Source organism: Brucella sp. NBRC 113783 (genome assembly GCF_040372265.1).
GTDB lineage: Bacteria > Pseudomonadota > Alphaproteobacteria > Rhizobiales > Rhizobiaceae > Brucella > Brucella teleogrylli.
Genome location: NZ_BAABRX010000006.1, coordinates 184,380 through 201,641, shown reverse-complemented (window position 1 = coordinate 201,641; position 17,262 = coordinate 184,380). Strand labels below are relative to the sequence as shown.

The following is a 17,262-nucleotide window of genomic DNA, read 5'->3' as shown; positions in this document are numbered from 1 at the left end:
GGGTAACGGGTAGGCGCGGGCTCCGGAATTGGCCGGGGGCTTTCGCCGACCTAATATTAGGGGAGTCAAACAATGCTTAGCTATACAGCGCGTCTGCTATCGCTTTCGACCGCTATCGCCGTTGCCGGAGTTTCCATCGCCGCTGCCGAGCCGTCAGCCGAACTGATCGCTGCAGCCAAGGCAGAAGGCGAACTGACCACCATCGCCCTCCCGCATGACTGGTGCGGCTATGGCGAAGTCATCCAGAGCTTCAAGGACAAGTACGGAATCAAGGTCAACGAACTGAACCCGGATGCCGGTTCGGGCGATGAAATTGAAGCCATTAAGGCCAACAAGGACAATAAGGGCCCGCAGGCTCCGGACGTCATCGACGTCGGCTTTGCTTTCGGCACCTCGGCCAAGAAAGACGGCCTGATCCAGCCATACAAGGTTTCGACCTGGGACGAAATTCCGGATAGCGCCAAGGACCCTGAAGGATACTGGTACGGCGACTATTACGGCGTTCTGGCCTTCGAGGTGAACAAGGACATCATCAAGGATGTGCCGCAGGACTGGGCTGACCTCCTGAAGAGCGACTATGCCAACTCCGTTTCGCTCGCTGGCGATCCGCGCGTTTCGGCACAGGCTATTCTCGGCGTTCATGCTGCCGGTATCGCAGCCGGTGCAGAGCCAGGCGAAGCCGCGGGCAAGAAGGGTCTGGAATTCTTCAAGGACCTGAACGCGAAGGGCAACTTCGTGCCGGTCATCGGCAAGGCCGCGTCGCTGGCGCAGGGCTCGACCCCGATCATCATCCGCTGGGACTACAACGCGCTCGCGGACCGCGACACGCTGAAGGGCAACCCGGAAGTTGAAACCATCATCCCGAAGACGGGCGTGATTGCTGGCGTCTATGTGCAGGCCATCAGCGCCTACGCACCGCATCCGAACGCTGCGAAGCTGTGGATGGAGCACATCTATTCGGATGAAGGCCAGATTGGCTATCTGAAGGGCTATTGCCACCCGATTCGCTTCAACGCGATGAGCAAGGCTGGCAAGATCCCGCAGGATCTGCTGGACAAGCTGCCGGACGCAGCCGCCTATGAAAAGGCAATCTTCCCGACCCTGGAACAGATCGACGCCGCGCAGGCAACGATCACCAAGGAATGGGATAGCGTCGTCGGCGCCAACGTCAAGTAAGCGACTTCGTTCGTTTCTGACGATGGTTCTATGAAAAGGGCGTTGGGCTGAACGGGGATTTCCCCAATCGGTCCAACGCCGATTTTCCCTTTTTGTGGCCTCTACTCGACCGATCTGTCGTGTATCTTGCCTGTTTCCGCACGCTTCGCGCCACAAGCCGAAATGCAGTGCGAAACGAACAGCCGAAGAAAGAGCGCATGAGTTCAGTAGCCGATACAGCAGCCCCAGCCAGTCCGGTCGGTAGCGTGCGCAAACGCCGACTACCGCTGACATGGCTTGGCGTGGCGCCGTTTTTCCTCTTCGCCATTCTCTTCCTGATCTGGCCGACGATGTATCTCATCATCGGCGCGTTTCAGGACCCGGCGGGCAATCTCACGCTCCAGAACATCAATGATCTGTTCCAGCCGCAGATCATGAGCGCCTACTGGATTTCGATCAAGGTCAGCCTTGCATCGGCCATTGGCGGCGCGATCATCGGTTTCTTTCTGGCCTGGGCGGTGGTTCTAGGCAATCTGCCGTCCTGGCTGCGCCCGACCGTGCTGACCTTCTCCGGCGTCGCGTCCAATTTTGCCGGCGTGCCGCTCGCCTTCGCCTTTCTGGCGACGCTGGGGCGCACCGGCTTCGTGACGATCCTGCTGCGCGAATGGTTCGGCTTCAATCTCTACGCGACCGGCTTCAACCTTTTGAGCTTCTTTGGCCTGACGCTGACCTATCTCTTCTTCCAGATTCCGCTGATGGTATTGATCCTCACGCCGGCGCTGGACGGTCTGAAGAAGGAATGGCGCGAGGCCTCCTCGATCCTCGGTGCAACCAATGCGCAATATTGGCGCATGGTGGCCTTTCCGATCCTGTGGCCAAGCCTGCTCGGCACCACACTGCTGCTTTTCGCCAATGCGTTTGGCGCTATTGCAACCGCCTATGCGCTGACCGGCTCGTCGCTCAACATCGTGCCGATCCTGCTTTATGCGCAGATCCGCGGCGACGTTCTGCATAACCAAAACCTTGGTTATGCACTGGCGCTCGGCATGATCGTCATCACCGGCATTTCCAATCTGATCTATATCTGGCTGCGTATGCGTGCCGAAAGGTGGCAGCGATGAAAGGCTCGACAGCCCAGAAAATTGGAGCGTGGATCGCCTTTTTCATTGGCGCGGTCTACTTCCTCGTCCCGCTCATTGGCACGTTCGAATTCTCGCTGCGCATGCGGCGCGGCGAATATTCCTTCGACGCCTATCGTGTCGTGTTCACCGATCCGAATTTCCAGGCAACCTTCGGCTATTCGATCCTGCTCGGCATCCTGACCATCATCTTCGGTGTGCTGCTGGTGGTGCCGACCGCCTATTGGGTGCGTCTGCGCCTGCCGCAGTTGCGCCCGGTGATGGAATTCATCACGCTGATGCCGCTGGTCATCCCGGCCATCGTCATCGTGTTCGGCTATCTGCGCATCTATAATTCGTCGTCATGGCTGCCATTTACGGCGTCCACCCGCGCGACCGACCTGCTTTTGATGTTCGGCTATATGACCTTGTCGCTGCCTTACATGTATCGCGCCGTCGATACGGCGATGCGCACCATCGACGTCAACACGCTGACCGAAGCCGCCCAGAGCCTTGGCGCAAGCTGGCCCACCATCATGTTCAAGGTCATCTTCCCGAATGTGATTTCGGGTGTGATGAGCGGCGCTTTCATCACCTTTGCCATCGTCATCGGCGAATTCACGCTGGCTTCGCTTTTGAACCGTCCGGCTTTCGGGCCTTATCTCCAGCTGGTCGGCGCCAACCGCGCTTACGAACCGTCCGCGCTGGCGATCATCTCGTTTGGCATTACGTGGCTCGCTATCATCATGTTGCAGCTCGTTTCGCGCCTCAATAAATTCAAGACAACCGCCGGGTAACGTTCATGGCTTTTCTCAATATCAAGAACCTGAAAAAGAGCTTCGGCGCCAATACCGTCGTCCACGATTTCAACCTCGCCGTGGAAAAGGGCGAATTCGTCTCCTTCCTCGGACCGTCGGGCTGCGGCAAGACCACCGTTCTGCGCATGATCGCCGGTTTCGAAGACCCGGATAGCGGCTCCATCGAGATCAACGGCACCGACGTGGTGGACCTTAAGCCCAACCAGCGCAATATCGGCATGGTGTTTCAGGCCTATGCGCTGTTTCCCAACATGACGGTTGCGCAGAATGTCTCGTTCGGCCTGCGCGTTGCGGGCAAGCCGAAGGCGGAAATCGATGCCACGGTGAAGGAAATGCTCGGCCTCATCCGCCTCGACCATCTGGCGGACCGCTATCCCTACCAGATGTCCGGCGGCCAGCAGCAGCGTGTTGCATTGGCCCGCGCGCTCGCCACCAAGCCGCAGGTGCTGCTGCTTGATGAACCGCTCTCGGCGCTTGATGCCAAGATCCGCATCAGTCTGCGCGAGGAAATCCGCACCATCCAGCAAAAGCTCGGCATCACCACGGTTTTCGTGACGCATGATCAGGAAGAAGCGCTGTCGATTTCCGACCGCATCGTGGTCATGCATGAAGGCCGCGCCGACCAGATCGGATCGCCTTTCGACATTTACAACCGCCCGGCCTCGCGCTTCGTCGCCTCCTTCGTGGGCACGCTCAACATGCTGGAAGCTTCGGTCAGCGAACCGGACAAGAACGGCATCGACCTTGACGGGCGCATGATCACCGTGCGCGACACGCTCGGCCATCATCCGAAGGGCAAGCCGGTCACGCTGGCGCTGCGCCCGGAAGCTGTCAGCCTCGAAGCGCGCAAGAGCCACGACACGTCGCTGGATGCGACCATCGAGGATGTGCATTTCCTCGGTTCCGTCATCCGCACACGCGTGGCGCTCGGCAAGAACCGCCTGTCCTTCGATACGTTCAACGACCCGACACAACCACCGCCGCAGCGCGGGGATAAGGTGACGGTGCATTTCGCCTCGCACGATCTTCTGGTCCTGGCGGACTGAACCACAAAACCCCGCGCAAGCGGGGTTTTTGCATTCTGACGGTGCAATCACAGCCTGTCATACACGCGTCATGCAATCCGAATAGAAGCGGCGAAACCGTTTTGATTGCAGGCAAATGTTACATAGCCGTCCAGTTTCCGCAGATATTGCCGTTGAGACGGCAGGTCTCAGCCTTGCCTATGGCCCGGCGACCATTCTGAACCACATCAGCCTGACGCTTCCCAAGGGAAAGACCCTTGCCCTGCTCGGGCCATCGGGTTGCGGAAAGACGACACTCCTGCGCCTTGTCGCGGGCCTGCTCGCACCGACCAAAGGTTCCGTCACGATCAATGGCGTCACGGTTGCAGATGCGGCCAGCCGCAGTTTCGTGCCCCCGGAAAAGCGCCATCTCGGCATGGTGTTTCAGGATTATGCGCTCTGGCCGCATATGACGGTTTTCGGCAATGTGTCTTTTCCACTCGAAATGCGCGGAATCAACCGCGCCGACCGTGAAAAGCGCGTCACCGCCGCGCTGGATCGCGTCGGGCTGACTGGCTTCGGCAATCGCTCCATCAGCGACATGTCCGGCGGGCAACAGCAGCGCGTGGCGATTGCCCGCGCCATCGTCGCCGAACCGGGACTGGTGCTGTTCGACGAACCGCTTTCCAATCTCGACCGTGAACTGCGCGAAAACATGGTCACGGAAATCGGCCAGCTCGTTTCCAATCTCGGCCTGACCGCCATCTATGTTACCCACGACCAGAGCGAGGCTTTCTCGCTGGCCGATCAGGTTGCCGTGATGCGAGGCGGCGTGATCGAGCAGCTTGCCGCACCCGAACTGCTGGTGGCCCAGCCGAAATCGCCGGAAGTCGCCGATTTTCTGCGTCTGGGCTGCGTCGTGCCGGTCGAACGGTATAACGATGCCTATCGCATCACCCAAACCGATATCCGCATCGCCCATACTGAAACCCCGGATGGGGTAACGCATGTGCTTTTGCCGTCGCGTTCCGTGCGCAGCGTACCACTCAATGACACGGCGATCCCGGCCACGGTTTTGCGCAGCCAGTTTCGCGGTGACGGCCATCTGACGACGGTTCGTATCGGCGACCAGAATGCCGGGCATGACCTGACCTATCTCGATGCCGTCCGCCTGTCGCCGGGTGTTCCTGTCGGCATCGCCATCGATCCGGGCCAGCTGCGCTGGTTCTCAAAATAAGACCATCACAGGCAATATCTCAGGAGGCACACATGACGAAATCCATTCTCGGCGCAGGCGTTGCGCTTATGACCGCATTGCTCGCCAGCACGGCGGCTTATGCCGACATCACCGTCTATTCGGCAGGCCCGGGCAGCCTCATCGAAAAGCTTGCCACCGGCTTTACCGCCAAGACCGGCGCCAAGGTCAATGTGTTTCAGGCCACGACCGGCAAGGTTATGGCCCGCATCGAAGCCGAGGCCGCCAATCCGGTGGTGGACGTGCTGATCTCGGCATCCTGGGACACGGCAACCGATTTCACCAAGCGTGACTGGCTGGTTGCCTATACCAGCCCCAATGCCGAAAAAGTGCCAGCGTTCCTGAAAACCGAAACCGCCGTCGCACAGGGCGTTTCGGCGCTTGGCATCGCGTGGAACCCGGCCAGCAAAACGCCGAAGCCAACCGAATGGGCCGATCTCGCCAAGCCTGAATACAAGGATCTGGTGAACCTGCCCGATCCGGCCCAGTCGGGCGCAAGCTTCGAACTGGTCGCCGCCCTTCAGTCGCAGCAGGGCTGGGATTTGTTCAAGAACCTGCGCGCCAATGGCGCGACCGTCGCCGGTGCCAATGCCGAAGCGTTGAACCCGGTGCTTCAGGGTGCTAAGGCCGCCGTTTTCGGCGCGGTCGATTACATCTCGCTTGCAGGCAAGGCCAAGGGCGAATCCATCGACGTGATCTTCCCGACTTCCGGCACGGTTGTCGCGCCGCGTCCGGCCATGATCCTGAAATGGTCGAAGAACCAGGACGAGGCCAAGCAGTTCATTGATTACATGCTGTCCGACGAAGGCCAGAAACTGGTTGCCGCAACCTATCTGATGCCATCGCGCACCGATATTCCGGCCAATCGTCCGCTGATCAACGACCTGAAAATCCTGACCATCGACGCCAAGGAAGTCTATGGCAAGCGCAATGAAACGCTGAAGGAATTCGGCGCGATCTTCGCAGCCAGCAATTAAGAAGCATCGTCATGAAGACAAATAGCAGCGCTGGCGCCAACCCGCTCGGACTTGTCGCCACCGCCGGACTGGCGCTGGTTGTGGCCGTGCCTTTTGTCTTCATCGTGCTTCAGGCTGTCTTTCCAAAACTGGGACAGGGCTCGCTGGCCGAGCCCTTCCTGCATCTTCCGGCCTTGTTCGGTGATCCGAAGCTTCTACGCATGAGCGCCAATACGGTGCTGCTTGGCCTTTGCGTGGTCGTGCTGTCAGCGCTGATCGCGTTGCCGCTCGCGGTGTTTCGCGCGCTTTACAAAGTGCCCTTTGCTGTTGTCTGGGACGTGCTGATGCTCGTTCCCTTCATGATCCCGCCTTATATTGCGACGCTTGGCTGGATCATGACCTTGCAGCCGCGCGGCTATCTCGAACAGCTTGCCGGATTCCATCTGGCACCGTTCCTATTTTCGCTCGCGGGCATGAGTTTCGTTATGGCGCTCAACACTTTTCCGCTGGTCTATTTCGCGGTATCGCGCACCATCGAAGCGGTTGGTGCGCGATACTCCGATGTGGGGCGTGTCTTCGGCGCCTCGCCATGGCGGTCCTTCTTCCGCATCACCCTGCCGCTCGCCACACCGGGACTGGCGGCAAGCCTGCTGCTCGTCTTCGCGGCAGCCATCGAGGAATATGGCACGCCAGCAGCGCTTGGACGCCGCTCGGGCTTTGAAGTGCTGGTGACGGAGATCGACCTGCGCATTTCCGACTGGCCGATTGATCTGGCCGGGGCCTCGGTCTTTTCGCTCACGCTGGTCTGCCTGTCACTAGCGGCTTTCCTCATCCAGCGCTGGATTTTGACCCGCCGCTCCTATGTGACCACGGGTGGCAAGCCGCAATCGAAGGACAAGCGCCCGCTGGGCGCCATGACCGCGCCGGTGGTGGCGCTGTTTGCGCTGGTCGCTTTTGCGGCCACCGGCATTCCATTGCTGGCGATCCTCGCCACGGCTTTGTCCAAAACCGTCTCCGGCGGACTGACGCCCGCCAATCTCGGCTTCGACAATTTCGCAGCCATCGCCGAAAACAGTGCTGGCGGCATGCGCGCACTGTTCAACAGCCTGTCGCTCGGCCTCGGCAGCGCGCTGTTGACCGGGTTCCTTGGTGCCGTCGCCGCCTATGCGGTGGTGAAACTGCGGTTTCGCGGGCGCTTCTGGCTTGATGTGCTGACCGTCCTGCCCAACGCCCTGCCCGGCGTCGTGGTGGCGGTTGGTCTCATTCTGGCATGGAACCAGCCATCGCTGCCGGTCTCGCCCTACAACACGCCGCTCATATTGCTACTCGCTTATTGTTGCATCCTGCTGCCGCAGCCGATCCGCTATGCCACCGCCGCCTTTCACCAGATCGGCGATAATCTGGAAGCCGCCGCCCGCGTTTGCGGTGCCAACAGTTTTATGGCTTTCCGCCGCATCATGCTGCCGCTGATCGCACCAAGCCTGATTACCGCCATGCTGCTGGTGTTTGCGGTCGCAACGCGTGAACTGGTCGCCTCGGTTCTGGTCGCGCCTGTCGGCATGCAGACCATATCCATCTTCATCTGGCGTCAGTTCGAACAGGGTTCGGTCGGCCTTGGCATGGCGATGGCCTTCATCGCCATCGTGATTACGACATTCGTGCCGTTGTTGCTGCTGGGTGTGCTCAAGCGCTTCGAGCGATAGCAGCAACTTCGCCAAGTCCGCCGCGCACGCGCTTGATCACTGTCACGGCCAGCAGCAGGCACAGCAGCGGTTGAACCCAGAACGCCCAGCCCGGCAACCCGCCGTCAACGGCGATCCACGCGCCAAGAACTCCGAAGACCACCGCGCGGTCGCTCTTGCCCATCGGGCCGTCATAACGGCGGCTTGCGCCCAACGATGCGCCGGTAACGCCCACGAACTCCGTCAGAACCGCAAGCAGGACGATGGCGAACATCCATGCGCCGGAAAAGGGTGCGACAATGGCGAATGGCGCATAAAGCGCGGCATCGGAAACGACGTCGCCAACCTCGTTCAGATAAGCGCCGAGTATACTCTTCTGGTTGTGCTCCCGCGCCAGCATGCCGTCCACCGCATTGAGCGCCATGCGCAGGAAAAGCCAGACAGGCACCAGCGCGAACCAAAGCGCACCGCCGCTGCAGAAAAGCAGCGCACCAAGTATGACCGACCCGAGTGCTGCGCCTATTGTGACCTGATTGGCCGTCATGCCCGCACGGGCAAGTCGCACCACCAAAGGCCGCAGTAAATTCTGGAATTGTGACTTTAGCTGATAGACGGACATCGAGAATCTCTTGGGAAATGAACAATATCGGACAAACAGCTATTTGCGGTTCGCATTTGCTCGTTTATTCAAACATTCTACTGCACTCAATACTAATTGGGGTTAATTGATTGCGGGCAGCTTGAATTAAGCAATTGGGAGGGACCGGATGAGCCAGCATGCAGAAATGCCGACGCACAAGACGGCGCATCGCGAAGCGACGGAAGCCCGGTTTACAACCCATGACGGTACATCGCTGTTCTACCGTGTCTGGCCCGCTGCCTCCGCCAAGCCAAAGGGTGTGATCGTCCTATTGCATCGCGGCCACGAACATAGCGGGCGCGTTGCGCATCTGGTCGATGAACTGGGCCTCGATGATTTCGCCTTCTATGCATGGGATGCACGCGGCCACGGAAAGTCCCCCGGCGAGCGCGGTTTCTCGCCGTCCTTCGGCGCATCGATCCGCGATCTCGACAGCTTTGTCGCGCATATACGTGAAGAAACCGGCGTGGCCATTGAAGACGTCGCCATCATCGCGCAGAGCGTGGGCGCAGTGCTTGCCGCCGCATGGGTGCACGACTATGCGCCGAATATCCGGGCGCTGGTGCTGGCGTCGCCCGCCTTCGACATCAAGCTCTATGTGCCTTTCGCCAAGGAAGGCATTGCACTGTGGCAGAAGCTGAAGGGCACGTTCTACGTCAATTCCTACGTCAAGCCGCAGTTTTTGACCCATGATCCCGAACGGATCGAATCCTATCGCACCGACCCGCTGATCACCCGCCCCATCGCCTCGCATATTCTGCTGCAACTTTATGAAGCGGCAAAGCGCGTGGTGGATGATGCACGCGCCATCACCGTGCCGACACAGCTTCTGATTTCCGGCAGCGATTTTGTGGTGCGCCCCACGCCCCAGCATCGCTTTTTCGAAAATCTCGGCAGCCGCATCAAGGAACGGCACGTGCTGAAGGGTTTCTATCACGATACGCTGGGCGAGAAGGATCGCAAGCAGGCTATCGACAAGATCAAGACCTTCATCGACCAGCGCTTTGCCGAAGCGCCGCAGCGCGCCGACCTGACCGAAGCGCATATTGCGGGCTATACACGCGACGAAGCCGACAGGCTTTCCAGTCCGTTGCCGCTGTTGTCGCCGCGCGGGCTTTACTGGGCCTCGACCCGCTCGTCCATCGCCTTTGGCGCGCTTTTTTCCGAAGGGCTGAAAGTGGGGCGGCGCACCGGTTTCGATTCCGGCTCGACACTCGATTATGTCTATGAAAACGAAACGCGCGGGTTTGGCCCTGGCGGCAAGCTGATCGACCGGCAGTTTCTCGACGCCATTGGCTGGCGTGGCATCCGTCAGCGCAAGGTGCATCTGGAAGAGCTGATCGGCAAGGCGCTGGCCCGCCTGAAAAGCGAAGGCCGCCCCACCAATATCCTCGATATTGCCTGCGGCCATGGCCGCTATGTGATCGATGCGGTGGCGCGCGCGGGCATCATGCCCGACAGCATATATTTGCGCGATTATTCGCCGATCAATGTGGTTGCCGGGCGCAAGCTGATCGCCGATCGCGGGCTGGAAACCATTGCCCGCATGGAAGAAGGCGACGCCTTCGATGCGGATAGCCTCGCCGCCATCGAGCCACGGCCAAATCTGGCAATCGTATCCGGCCTCTATGAGCTTTTTGCCGACAATGCGCTGATCGAGCGCTCGCTGTCGGGGCTGGCGCGGGCGCAAAAGCCCGGCTCTCTGCTGATTTACACCAACCAGCCATGGCATCCGCAGCTTGAAATGATCGCCCGCGCGCTGACGTCACATCGCGGCGGCGAAGCCTGGATAATGCGTCGCCGCACGCAAGGGGAAATGGATCAGTTGGTGGAAAAGGCCGGTTATCGCAAGCTAGAACAGCGCGTCGACCAGTGGGGCATTTTCACCGTTTCCATCGCCGAGCGCATCGGAGAGCCGGAAGCGTGACAGCAGCATTGGGCGGGATCGACGGTTCACCACGGCGGCCGGTCATCCGGCGCGCCATTCTATGGCTGTTGTTTCTCGGTCCCTTTTTCTACCTGACCTATGGCACCGCCAATTGGCTCGCTTCGCTGCGCGTCGAAGTTCCCAATCTGGCATTTGGCTGGGAAAGCCGAGTCCCGTTCATCGCGTGGAGCATCGTGCCCTACTGGTCGGTGAACCTGTTCTATGCCATTGCGCTTTTCGTCAATGAAAGCCCCGAACAGGTGGACCGTCTCGCAAAGCGCTATCTGACGGCGCAGATCATCGCCGTTATCTGCTTCGTCGCCTTTCCGCTGACCGCGACTTTCGTGAAGCCCGAGACCTCCGGCCTGCCGGGCTTCATGTTCGATGTGCTGGGCGGCTTCGACAAGCCGTTCAATCAGGCGCCTTCGCTGCATATCGCGCTGTTGATCGTCATCTGGGATCAGATGCGCCGCATCATGCGCGGCGGCACCCGCACCGTCTGGCATATCTGGTGCCTGCTGATCGGACTGTCGGTGCTGACAACCTATCAGCACCATGCAGTCGATATTCCGGCAGGGGCACTGCTTGGCTTTTTCGTGCTCTGGCTGTTTCCGCGTACCGGCCCATCGCCACTTGCCGGTTTTCGTCTGACGGATAATGCAAAAGCACGGCGTCTCGGCAGTTATTATCTGGCGGGTGCGCTATTGTTGCTGGCACTTGGCATTCATGGCCTGACGCTGACCGGCTATGCGATTTTCTGGTTCTGGCCAGCCCTTGCTCTCGCCATCGTGGCGGCGGGCTATTTCGGGGCCGGTCCCGACGTTTTCCAGAAACGGACAGACGGCACAGTCAGCCTTGCAAGCCGGTGGCTGCTCGCACCATACCGGCTGTTTGCGCGCCTCAATATCCTTTTCTGGACACGGAAATTACCGCCTTACATTGCTCTGACCGACACTGTGTTTCTCGGTCGCTTCCCGTCGAAAAGCGAAGCCCGCACCTTCTCAACCGTCATCGACTTAACTGCCGAACTGGTTGCGCCGCGCGGTGCGGAAGACTGGAAAAGCTTCTGCTGCATGGACCTGCTGCCGCCATCGCCGGAGAAGGTTCGGCTCGCCGCCGATACGGTGGAAGCGGCCTGCCACGCAGGCCCGGTCCTGATCTGCTGTGCGCTTGGCTTCCAGCGAAGCGCAACCGTTGCCGTCGACTGGCTGGTGCAATCCGGGCATGCGACCAGCGCCCGTGAGGCCGAAAACCTCATCCGCGCCAAAGGCTGGCCGCTCCGGCTGCACGCCCATGAGGTGCCCGAATGATCTCTCCAGCCGCACATAGTGCCAAAGCCTTGCGCCGCCGCGCCTTTATCGGGCTTGGTATTGCGATTGTGCTGGTCGGTGTCGCGCCGTTTGCGCGCGCGCAGCACGACCTCGCCTTCTGGCTGATATGGCCGGTGCTACTGGCAAGCACCCTGATTGGGCTGGGCATTGCCGCGCATCTCCTGTTCGACGCCGCCTTGTTTCGGATGATCGCCGCTGGCGACGATGAAACAGTAGCCCTTGCCGAAGTCGATTCCGTTCTGGAACGGATGGGCCTGCGGGCAAAACAACCGGCCGTGCGCCCGCTCTCCGACCGTATTGCGGGAACGCGCCGCATTGTCCGCCGTCTAAATCTTTCTCTCGGACTGGCTATCATCTTGTTCAGCCTGCTGGCGCTTCTGCCACCGGGCGCGGAGTTCTGACATGCGCACCATCATTCGTCATCAGGTGCAATCTTTGTTCGGCTCGTTGCTCGCCATCCTGTCACGCGGCATCACCGGCGTGCGACCGATCTGGAGCGGCACGGGGCCATCGCGCAACCAGCGCATCTATTATGCCAACCACACCAGTCATGGCGATTTCATCCTGCTCGCCTCCTGTCTCAATCAGGAAGAACGGGCGCGCACCCGCGCCGTGGCGGGCGCAGACTACTGGCGCGCCAATCGCGTGCGGCAATTCATGGCCGAAGTGCTGCTGCGCACCGTGCTGGTTGAACGCAACTGGGTGGAGCGAACGCAGGACCCGATGGAAGTGATGCTGACCGCGTTGGCCGATGGGCATTCGCTGATCATCTTCCCGGAAGGCACACGCAACATGACGGATGAGCCGCTGCTGCGTTTTCGCTCCGGTCTCTACAATCTCGCGCTGGCGCGGCCCGATGTCGAACTTGTCCCCTGCTGGATCGAGAACATGTCGCGCGTGCTGCCGAAAGGCGCTGCCCTGCCGGTGCCATTGCTGTGCCGCGTCGTGTTCGGTGCGCCGGTGCAACTTGGCGACGGCGAGGACCGCAAGGAATTTCTGACGCGAGCGCGCCAACAACTTCTCGATATTCAGCCCAGAAACGGGAACCGCCCATGAGCGAAACCACCCAATTATTCATCGGCCTCATGGGCGTTCTGGGGACAGCAAGCCTTGTCGCCGCCATACTGTCCTGGCGCGCGCCAAAACCGCTTTCATCCACACTGGTCAACCTCAATGCCCGCATCAAGGCATGGTGGATCATGGTCGCGGCCATGTGCATCGCCTTCCTGTTCGGCAAAGGCGGCGTGATCGTGCTGTTCGCGCTCGTATCCTTCGCATCGCTGCGCGAATATGTAACGCTGACCCAGACCCGCCGCAGCGATCACCGTATCCTGCTCGGCATGTTTCTGCTGGTCATTCCGGTGCAGTATTATCTGATCTGGATCGAATGGTATGGGCTCTATTCGATCTTCATTCCGGTCTATTGCTTCCTCGCAATGCCGGTGCTGACCGCCCTTTCCGGCGATACATCGCGCTTTCTCGAACGCATCAGCGAACAGCAATGGGGCATCATGCTGTCGGTCTATTGCATCAGCCATGTTCCGGCGCTGATGACGCTGGATATCCCCGGCTATGACAGTGAAAAACTGCTGCTGATCGCCTTTCTGGTCGCGACCGTTCAGGGCAGCGACGTGCTGCAATATGTGTTCGGCAAACTGTTCGGCAAGCATCGCATCGCGCCGAATATCTCGCCTTCCAAGACCTGGGAAGGCTTTGTTGGCGGCGTGGCCAGCGCATCCTTGCTGGGTGCGGGGCTTGCCTGGCTTACGCCTTTCTCACCGCTTCAGGCGGGCGCGCTGGCGGCGGTCTCTTGCGTCATGGGCTTTTTCGGCGGGCTGGTGGCTTCGGCCATCAAGCGCGACCGGGGCGTCAAGGATTGGGGCCACATGATCGAAGGCCATGGCGGCATGCTCGACCGCGCCGACAGCCTCGTCTTTTCAGCGCCGGTGTTCTTTCACTTCGTGCGTTATTTCTGGACGTAATCGGCGCTAAGCGGATTGCCGGCTCAACCATTCGTTGAGTTCGGCTTCTGCGCGCTCCAGTGCGCTGTAATTCAACAATTTGCGCAACAGCGCCACGGTCACGGCGCGGGCGCGAAAATTGAACCGTCCCTCGTCGCTATCGCTTTTTTCCTGATAGACGCCGAGCTTTTCATAAAGCTGCTGCAAGCGGTTTTGAACACTGCGCAGCGACAGATTGCGTCGGCGCGCAATCGTCTTGTCCGTCAGGCCGAGCGCGATATCAATCAGGATTTCATATTCGCTCTCGGTAAAGCCGCTGGCATGGCTGAGGCTCTTCTGCTGCAAGCCGCGCACTTCCCGGTCGACGACGCATTGCGCCTCGACGAAAATGCTGCGCAGCGCCAGCCGCAGTTTGTCGTCGGAGGCCGATTTCAGCACATAGCCATAGGCCGCACCTTCCGGCACAATGCGCGACACGCCGCGCACATAGGCCTCATCGGCATAGTTCGACCAGAACAGGATGCGGGTTTCGGGATTTTCCTTCCAGATGGTACGCGCCGCCTCGATGCCGTTGCGACCATTCATCTGCAAGTCCATCACGATATGCGCATCGCGATGCTGGCGCGCCAGTTTCTCGCCCGCCGACCCGTTTCCGGCCTCGAATATATCGCTGCATTCCGGCAGTGCTGCGCGCACCGCCTCGCTGAGATAAGTGCGATGCAGCGGGTCATCCTCAACGATCAGAACCTGCATCGCTCTCTCCATTCATCGGTTTGCACATTTCCGGCGGCAAAAGCACCGTTACGCTTGTCCCCGGGCCTGTCGCATTTTTGCGGATGGCGAAACCTGCCGAAATCAGCCGCGCGCGCGTGCGCATATTGTCGATGCCATGGCCCAATGTGAGTTCGGGCGTTAATTCGGCAGCCGAACCGGGGCGCTGGACCGGGCGGTCGGTCCCGATACCATTATCGATCACTTCCACCAGAAGCCGCCCGCCCCGGTCGCTCAGCTTCACCCGCAATTCGCTGGCATGGGCATGGCGGATGACATTGTTGATCGCTTCCTGAACGATGCGAAACAGCGAGGTCGCGACCGTTTCTTCCAGCCTGTCGGCCATGCCGTCGCTCTGGTCATCCAGCGTCCACTCAATCGCCGCATCACTATCGCGCACCGACCGGTCGAGATGGTTTTCCGTTGCCTGCACGAAACCGAACAGCTGTAGAATGGAGGGCTTGGCCTCCTCGATGATCTGCCGCAGATCGCGCATGCAATGCTGGAGACCGCGAAACAGCGGCTCCAGCTGTTCACCGGAAAGATCGGGCGCACGGGTGAGCCGCTCGACATGACGGGCAAGCCGGGTGAGATCAGCCAGCGTCTGGTCATGCAAATCCATGCCGATGCGGTGCCGCTCGGTTTCCAGCGCCTCGGTCAGTTTCAGCGCGCCGGACCGCAAGCCCTCCTCGCGGGCACGGGCTTCCGTTTCCACGATGGCCGAACGCTTGGCCTGCTCGGCGGCGCGAATGGCAAAAAAGTAAGGCGCGAGAAGATCGGCAATCGATTGCCCGTTCTCTACGTCGCGCATGGAATAGCAGGCAGGCGTCAAGCTGGAACAGCTCAGCGCGCCGATGATATCGCCCTGCGCCTTGAGTGGAACATGAACCCGGCCCTTGAGATCGTGCTCGATGATGGGGCTGGAAAAAGAGCCTTCGAAATGAAAGCGCGGATCGGTGCGGGCATCGTCGGTCAGGAGATAACCCGCCTCGCCGGACAACAGGGTGCGGATTGGACTGCCAGACAGAAGCGCTGGCGGATTGCGGCTCCAGGCGGTCGCGATACCGGCCTCATAGGCAATGTGGAACTTGCCGTCCAGCATCTTGATGCAGACGTCGAGATGGTCATAGGGCAGAATGCAGGCGATCTCCGCCGCCACCGCCTGTATGATGGAATCAAAATCGAGCTGCCCCGCCAGAAGCCGGGAAATATTCAGGTAGTGATCAAGGAGGCGCTCAGCCTGCCCGTGATCGTGCTTGCTATCCTGCCGTCCGGGCGCGAGTTCGGCCAAGCGTTTCTCCTCCAAACGCAAGTTACGCTCATAACCATGAGACTTATAATAAGCTGCGCCCTCCTCGGCGCGTCCTGCGGGAAACCGCAATTTTGCTGCGGGAACCCGCAGCTCAGTTGCTGCATTCGGCCTTCACAGACCGCGCCGCTTCTTTCATCTTCGCTTCACCAGAAAATTGCCCGCAAGACAAGAGTGGAAATCACGTCAATTGCGGTTGGTGCCGTTGAGGAGCGGCGGTGCGGGAGGCTTCGCACCAATTTTGAGTTTAAACGAACCGAAGCGCCGGGGCGCTGCGGGGCGGAATATTTGCAACCGGGAGGAAAAAATGAAGCTTGGGAAAATCCTTTTTGCGTCTGCGGCACTGGCAGGCGTTCTTGCGGCGGGCAGCGCGCTTGCCGACACGTCATCGAAGAAGATTGCATTCTCGAACAATTATGCAGGCAATTCCTGGCGTCAGGCCATGCTGCAAAGCTGGGACAAGATCACCAAGGAAGCCGTGAAGGCGGGTGTGGTGGCTGCCGCCGACCCGTTCACGACCGCTGAAAATCAGGCGACGGAACAGGCAGCCCAGATCCAGAACATGATCCTGCAAGGCTATGACGCCATCGTCATCAACGCCGCTTCGCCGACCGCCCTGAACGGCGCTGTGAAGGAAGCCTGCGATGCGGGCATCACCGTCGTTTCCTTCGACGGCATTGTCACCGAGCCTTGCGCCTGGCGCATCGCGGTCGATTTCAAGGCCATGGGCGAAGGCCAGATCGACTATCTGGCAAAGCGTTTCCCCGATGGCGGCAACCTGCTTGAAATCCGCGGCCTCGCTGGTGTTTCGGTCGATGACAACATCCATGCCGGTATCGAAGAAGGCGTTAAGAAACATCCGAAGTTCAAGATCGTCGGTTCCGTCAACGGTGACTGGGCTGCCGACGTTGCGCAGCGCGCCGTGGCGGGTATCCTGCCGAGCCTGCCGAAAATCGACGCTGTCGTGACGCAAGGCGGCGACGGTTATGGCGCCGCACAGGCCTTTGCGGCTGCCAAGCGCGAAACGCCGACCATCATCATGGGCAACCGTGAAGACGAACTGCAGTGGTGGAAGCAGCAGAAAGACGCCAATGGCTATGAAACCATGTCGGTTTCGATTGCACCGGGCGTGTCCACGCTGGCTTTCTGGGTCGCCCAGCAGATTCTCGACGGCAAGGACGTGAAGAAGGACCTCGTGGTTCCGTTCCTCAGCGTCAGCCAGGAATCACTCGACAAGGATCTGGCCAACACCCAGAAGGGTGGCGTCGCCAATGTCGAATATTCGCTGGAAGACGCGCAGAAGGTCATCGACGCCGCAAAGTAAGCGGATCGTCC

16 protein-coding genes are annotated in these 17,262 nt (G+C 60.0%); 13 read left to right on the top strand and 3 right to left on the bottom strand.

What is annotated here, in order from left to right:
• The first annotated feature begins 72 nt into the window (after nt 1-72).
• The 7 genes from ABWW11_RS18655 (at nt 73) to ABWW11_RS18625 (ending at nt 8,009) form a co-directional block, all read left to right on the top strand.
• Nucleotides 73-1,176 (top strand): ABC transporter substrate-binding protein, encoded by a 1,104-nt coding sequence (locus ABWW11_RS18655; protein ID WP_109367909.1) that lies wholly within the window; start codon nt 73-75, stop codon nt 1,174-1,176.
• Nucleotides 1,177-1,373: 197 nt separating this feature from the next.
• Complete coding sequence (locus tag ABWW11_RS18650) at nt 1,374-2,276, top strand: ABC transporter permease (RefSeq protein ID WP_109367910.1); 903 nt, start codon at nt 1,374-1,376, stop codon at nt 2,274-2,276.
• Nucleotides 2,273-3,070, top strand: a complete 798-nt coding sequence (locus ABWW11_RS18645) for an ABC transporter permease (RefSeq protein ID WP_109367911.1) — start codon at nt 2,273-2,275, stop codon at nt 3,068-3,070. The genes ABWW11_RS18650 and ABWW11_RS18645 overlap by 4 nt, the downstream gene beginning before the upstream one ends.
• Nucleotides 3,071-3,075: 5 nt before the next feature.
• Entirely contained in the window at nt 3,076-4,137 is a 1,062-nt protein-coding gene (locus tag ABWW11_RS18640) for an ABC transporter ATP-binding protein (protein WP_109367912.1), read from the top strand.
• 115 nt (nt 4,138-4,252) lie between these two features.
• The gene (locus tag ABWW11_RS18635) at nt 4,253-5,332 is read left to right on the top strand and encodes an ABC transporter ATP-binding protein (RefSeq protein WP_109367913.1); all 1,080 of its coding nucleotides are present in this window, start codon (nt 4,253-4,255) and stop codon (nt 5,330-5,332) included.
• Between the two features lie 32 nt (nt 5,333-5,364).
• A complete protein-coding gene (locus ABWW11_RS18630; RefSeq protein ID WP_109367914.1) occupies nt 5,365-6,327 on the top strand; it encodes an ABC transporter substrate-binding protein in 963 nt (320 codons plus the stop codon).
• Between the two features lie 11 nt (nt 6,328-6,338).
• Entirely contained in the window at nt 6,339-8,009 is a 1,671-nt protein-coding gene (locus ABWW11_RS18625) for an ABC transporter permease (protein WP_109367915.1), read from the top strand.
• Here ABWW11_RS18625 and ABWW11_RS18620 read toward each other — a convergent pair.
• Complete coding sequence (locus ABWW11_RS18620) at nt 7,990-8,607, bottom strand: CDP-alcohol phosphatidyltransferase family protein (protein WP_109367916.1); 618 nt, start codon at nt 8,605-8,607, stop codon at nt 7,990-7,992. The genes ABWW11_RS18625 and ABWW11_RS18620 overlap by 20 nt on opposite strands.
• A gap of 166 nt (nt 8,608-8,773) precedes the next feature.
• On the opposite strand from ABWW11_RS18620, the gene ABWW11_RS18615 reads away from it, so the two are divergent.
• From ABWW11_RS18615 to ABWW11_RS18595, 5 genes are read left to right on the top strand one after another with little or no spacing between them, the layout of a single operon-like run.
• Nucleotides 8,774-10,555, top strand: a complete 1,782-nt coding sequence (locus ABWW11_RS18615; RefSeq protein ID WP_371830824.1) for a bifunctional alpha/beta hydrolase/class I SAM-dependent methyltransferase — start codon at nt 8,774-8,776, stop codon at nt 10,553-10,555.
• Nucleotides 10,552-11,865, top strand: a complete 1,314-nt coding sequence (locus ABWW11_RS18610; RefSeq protein WP_109367918.1) for a phosphatase PAP2/dual specificity phosphatase family protein — start codon at nt 10,552-10,554, stop codon at nt 11,863-11,865. Before ABWW11_RS18615 ends, ABWW11_RS18610 begins: the two co-directional genes overlap by 4 nt.
• Nucleotides 11,862-12,287 (top strand): hypothetical protein, encoded by a 426-nt coding sequence (locus ABWW11_RS18605; RefSeq protein ID WP_109367919.1) that lies wholly within the window; start codon nt 11,862-11,864, stop codon nt 12,285-12,287. The genes ABWW11_RS18610 and ABWW11_RS18605 overlap by 4 nt, the downstream gene beginning before the upstream one ends.
• A 1-nt stretch (nt 12,288) precedes the next feature.
• Nucleotides 12,289-12,942 (top strand): lysophospholipid acyltransferase family protein, encoded by a 654-nt coding sequence (locus ABWW11_RS18600; RefSeq protein ID WP_109367920.1) that lies wholly within the window; start codon nt 12,289-12,291, stop codon nt 12,940-12,942.
• On the top strand, nt 12,939-13,868 hold the full coding sequence (locus tag ABWW11_RS18595; protein ID WP_109367921.1) for a phosphatidate cytidylyltransferase: 930 nt from the start codon (nt 12,939-12,941) through the stop codon (nt 13,866-13,868). Before ABWW11_RS18600 ends, ABWW11_RS18595 begins: the two co-directional genes overlap by 4 nt.
• Nucleotides 13,869-13,874: 6 nt before the next feature.
• Here ABWW11_RS18595 and ABWW11_RS18590 read toward each other — a convergent pair whose 3' ends face one another.
• Nucleotides 13,875-14,600 (bottom strand): response regulator transcription factor, encoded by a 726-nt coding sequence (locus tag ABWW11_RS18590; RefSeq protein ID WP_109367922.1) that lies wholly within the window; start codon nt 14,598-14,600, stop codon nt 13,875-13,877.
• Nucleotides 14,581-15,909, bottom strand: coding sequence for a GAF domain-containing sensor histidine kinase (locus ABWW11_RS18585; protein ID WP_109367923.1), 1,329 nt, complete (start codon nt 15,907-15,909; stop codon nt 14,581-14,583). Before ABWW11_RS18585 ends, ABWW11_RS18590 begins: the two co-directional genes overlap by 20 nt.
• Nucleotides 15,910-16,234: 325 nt before the next feature.
• Between ABWW11_RS18585 and ABWW11_RS18580 the strand changes: the two genes are divergently transcribed.
• Nucleotides 16,235-17,251, top strand: a complete 1,017-nt coding sequence (locus ABWW11_RS18580) for an ABC transporter substrate-binding protein (protein ID WP_109367924.1) — start codon at nt 16,235-16,237, stop codon at nt 17,249-17,251.
• The last annotated feature ends 11 nt before the right edge of the window (nt 17,252-17,262 follow it).

Bases quoted from the DNA above. Each gene is read 5' to 3' on its own strand.
- ABWW11_RS18655 (WP_109367909.1), top strand. From the start codon at position 73: ATGCTTAGCTATACAGCGCGTCTGCTATCGCTTTCGACCGCTATCGCC.
- ABWW11_RS18650 (WP_109367910.1), top strand. From the start codon at position 1,374: ATGAGTTCAGTAGCCGATACAGCAGCCCCAGCCAGTCCGGTCGGTAGC.
- ABWW11_RS18645 (WP_109367911.1), top strand. From the start codon at position 2,273: ATGAAAGGCTCGACAGCCCAGAAAATTGGAGCGTGGATCGCCTTTTTC.
- ABWW11_RS18640 (WP_109367912.1), top strand. From the start codon at position 3,076: ATGGCTTTTCTCAATATCAAGAACCTGAAAAAGAGCTTCGGCGCCAAT.
- ABWW11_RS18635 (WP_109367913.1), top strand. From the start codon at position 4,253: ATGTTACATAGCCGTCCAGTTTCCGCAGATATTGCCGTTGAGACGGCA.
- ABWW11_RS18630 (WP_109367914.1), top strand. From the start codon at position 5,365: ATGACGAAATCCATTCTCGGCGCAGGCGTTGCGCTTATGACCGCATTG.
- ABWW11_RS18625 (WP_109367915.1), top strand. From the start codon at position 6,339: ATGAAGACAAATAGCAGCGCTGGCGCCAACCCGCTCGGACTTGTCGCC.
- ABWW11_RS18620 (WP_109367916.1), bottom strand. From the start codon at position 8,607: ATGTCCGTCTATCAGCTAAAGTCACAATTCCAGAATTTACTGCGGCCT.
- ABWW11_RS18615 (WP_371830824.1), top strand. From the start codon at position 8,774: ATGCCGACGCACAAGACGGCGCATCGCGAAGCGACGGAAGCCCGGTTT.
- ABWW11_RS18605 (WP_109367919.1), top strand. From the start codon at position 11,862: ATGATCTCTCCAGCCGCACATAGTGCCAAAGCCTTGCGCCGCCGCGCC.
- ABWW11_RS18600 (WP_109367920.1), top strand. From the start codon at position 12,289: ATGCGCACCATCATTCGTCATCAGGTGCAATCTTTGTTCGGCTCGTTG.
- ABWW11_RS18595 (WP_109367921.1), top strand. From the start codon at position 12,939: ATGAGCGAAACCACCCAATTATTCATCGGCCTCATGGGCGTTCTGGGG.
- ABWW11_RS18590 (WP_109367922.1), bottom strand. From the start codon at position 14,600: ATGCAGGTTCTGATCGTTGAGGATGACCCGCTGCATCGCACTTATCTC.
- ABWW11_RS18580 (WP_109367924.1), top strand. From the start codon at position 16,235: ATGAAGCTTGGGAAAATCCTTTTTGCGTCTGCGGCACTGGCAGGCGTT.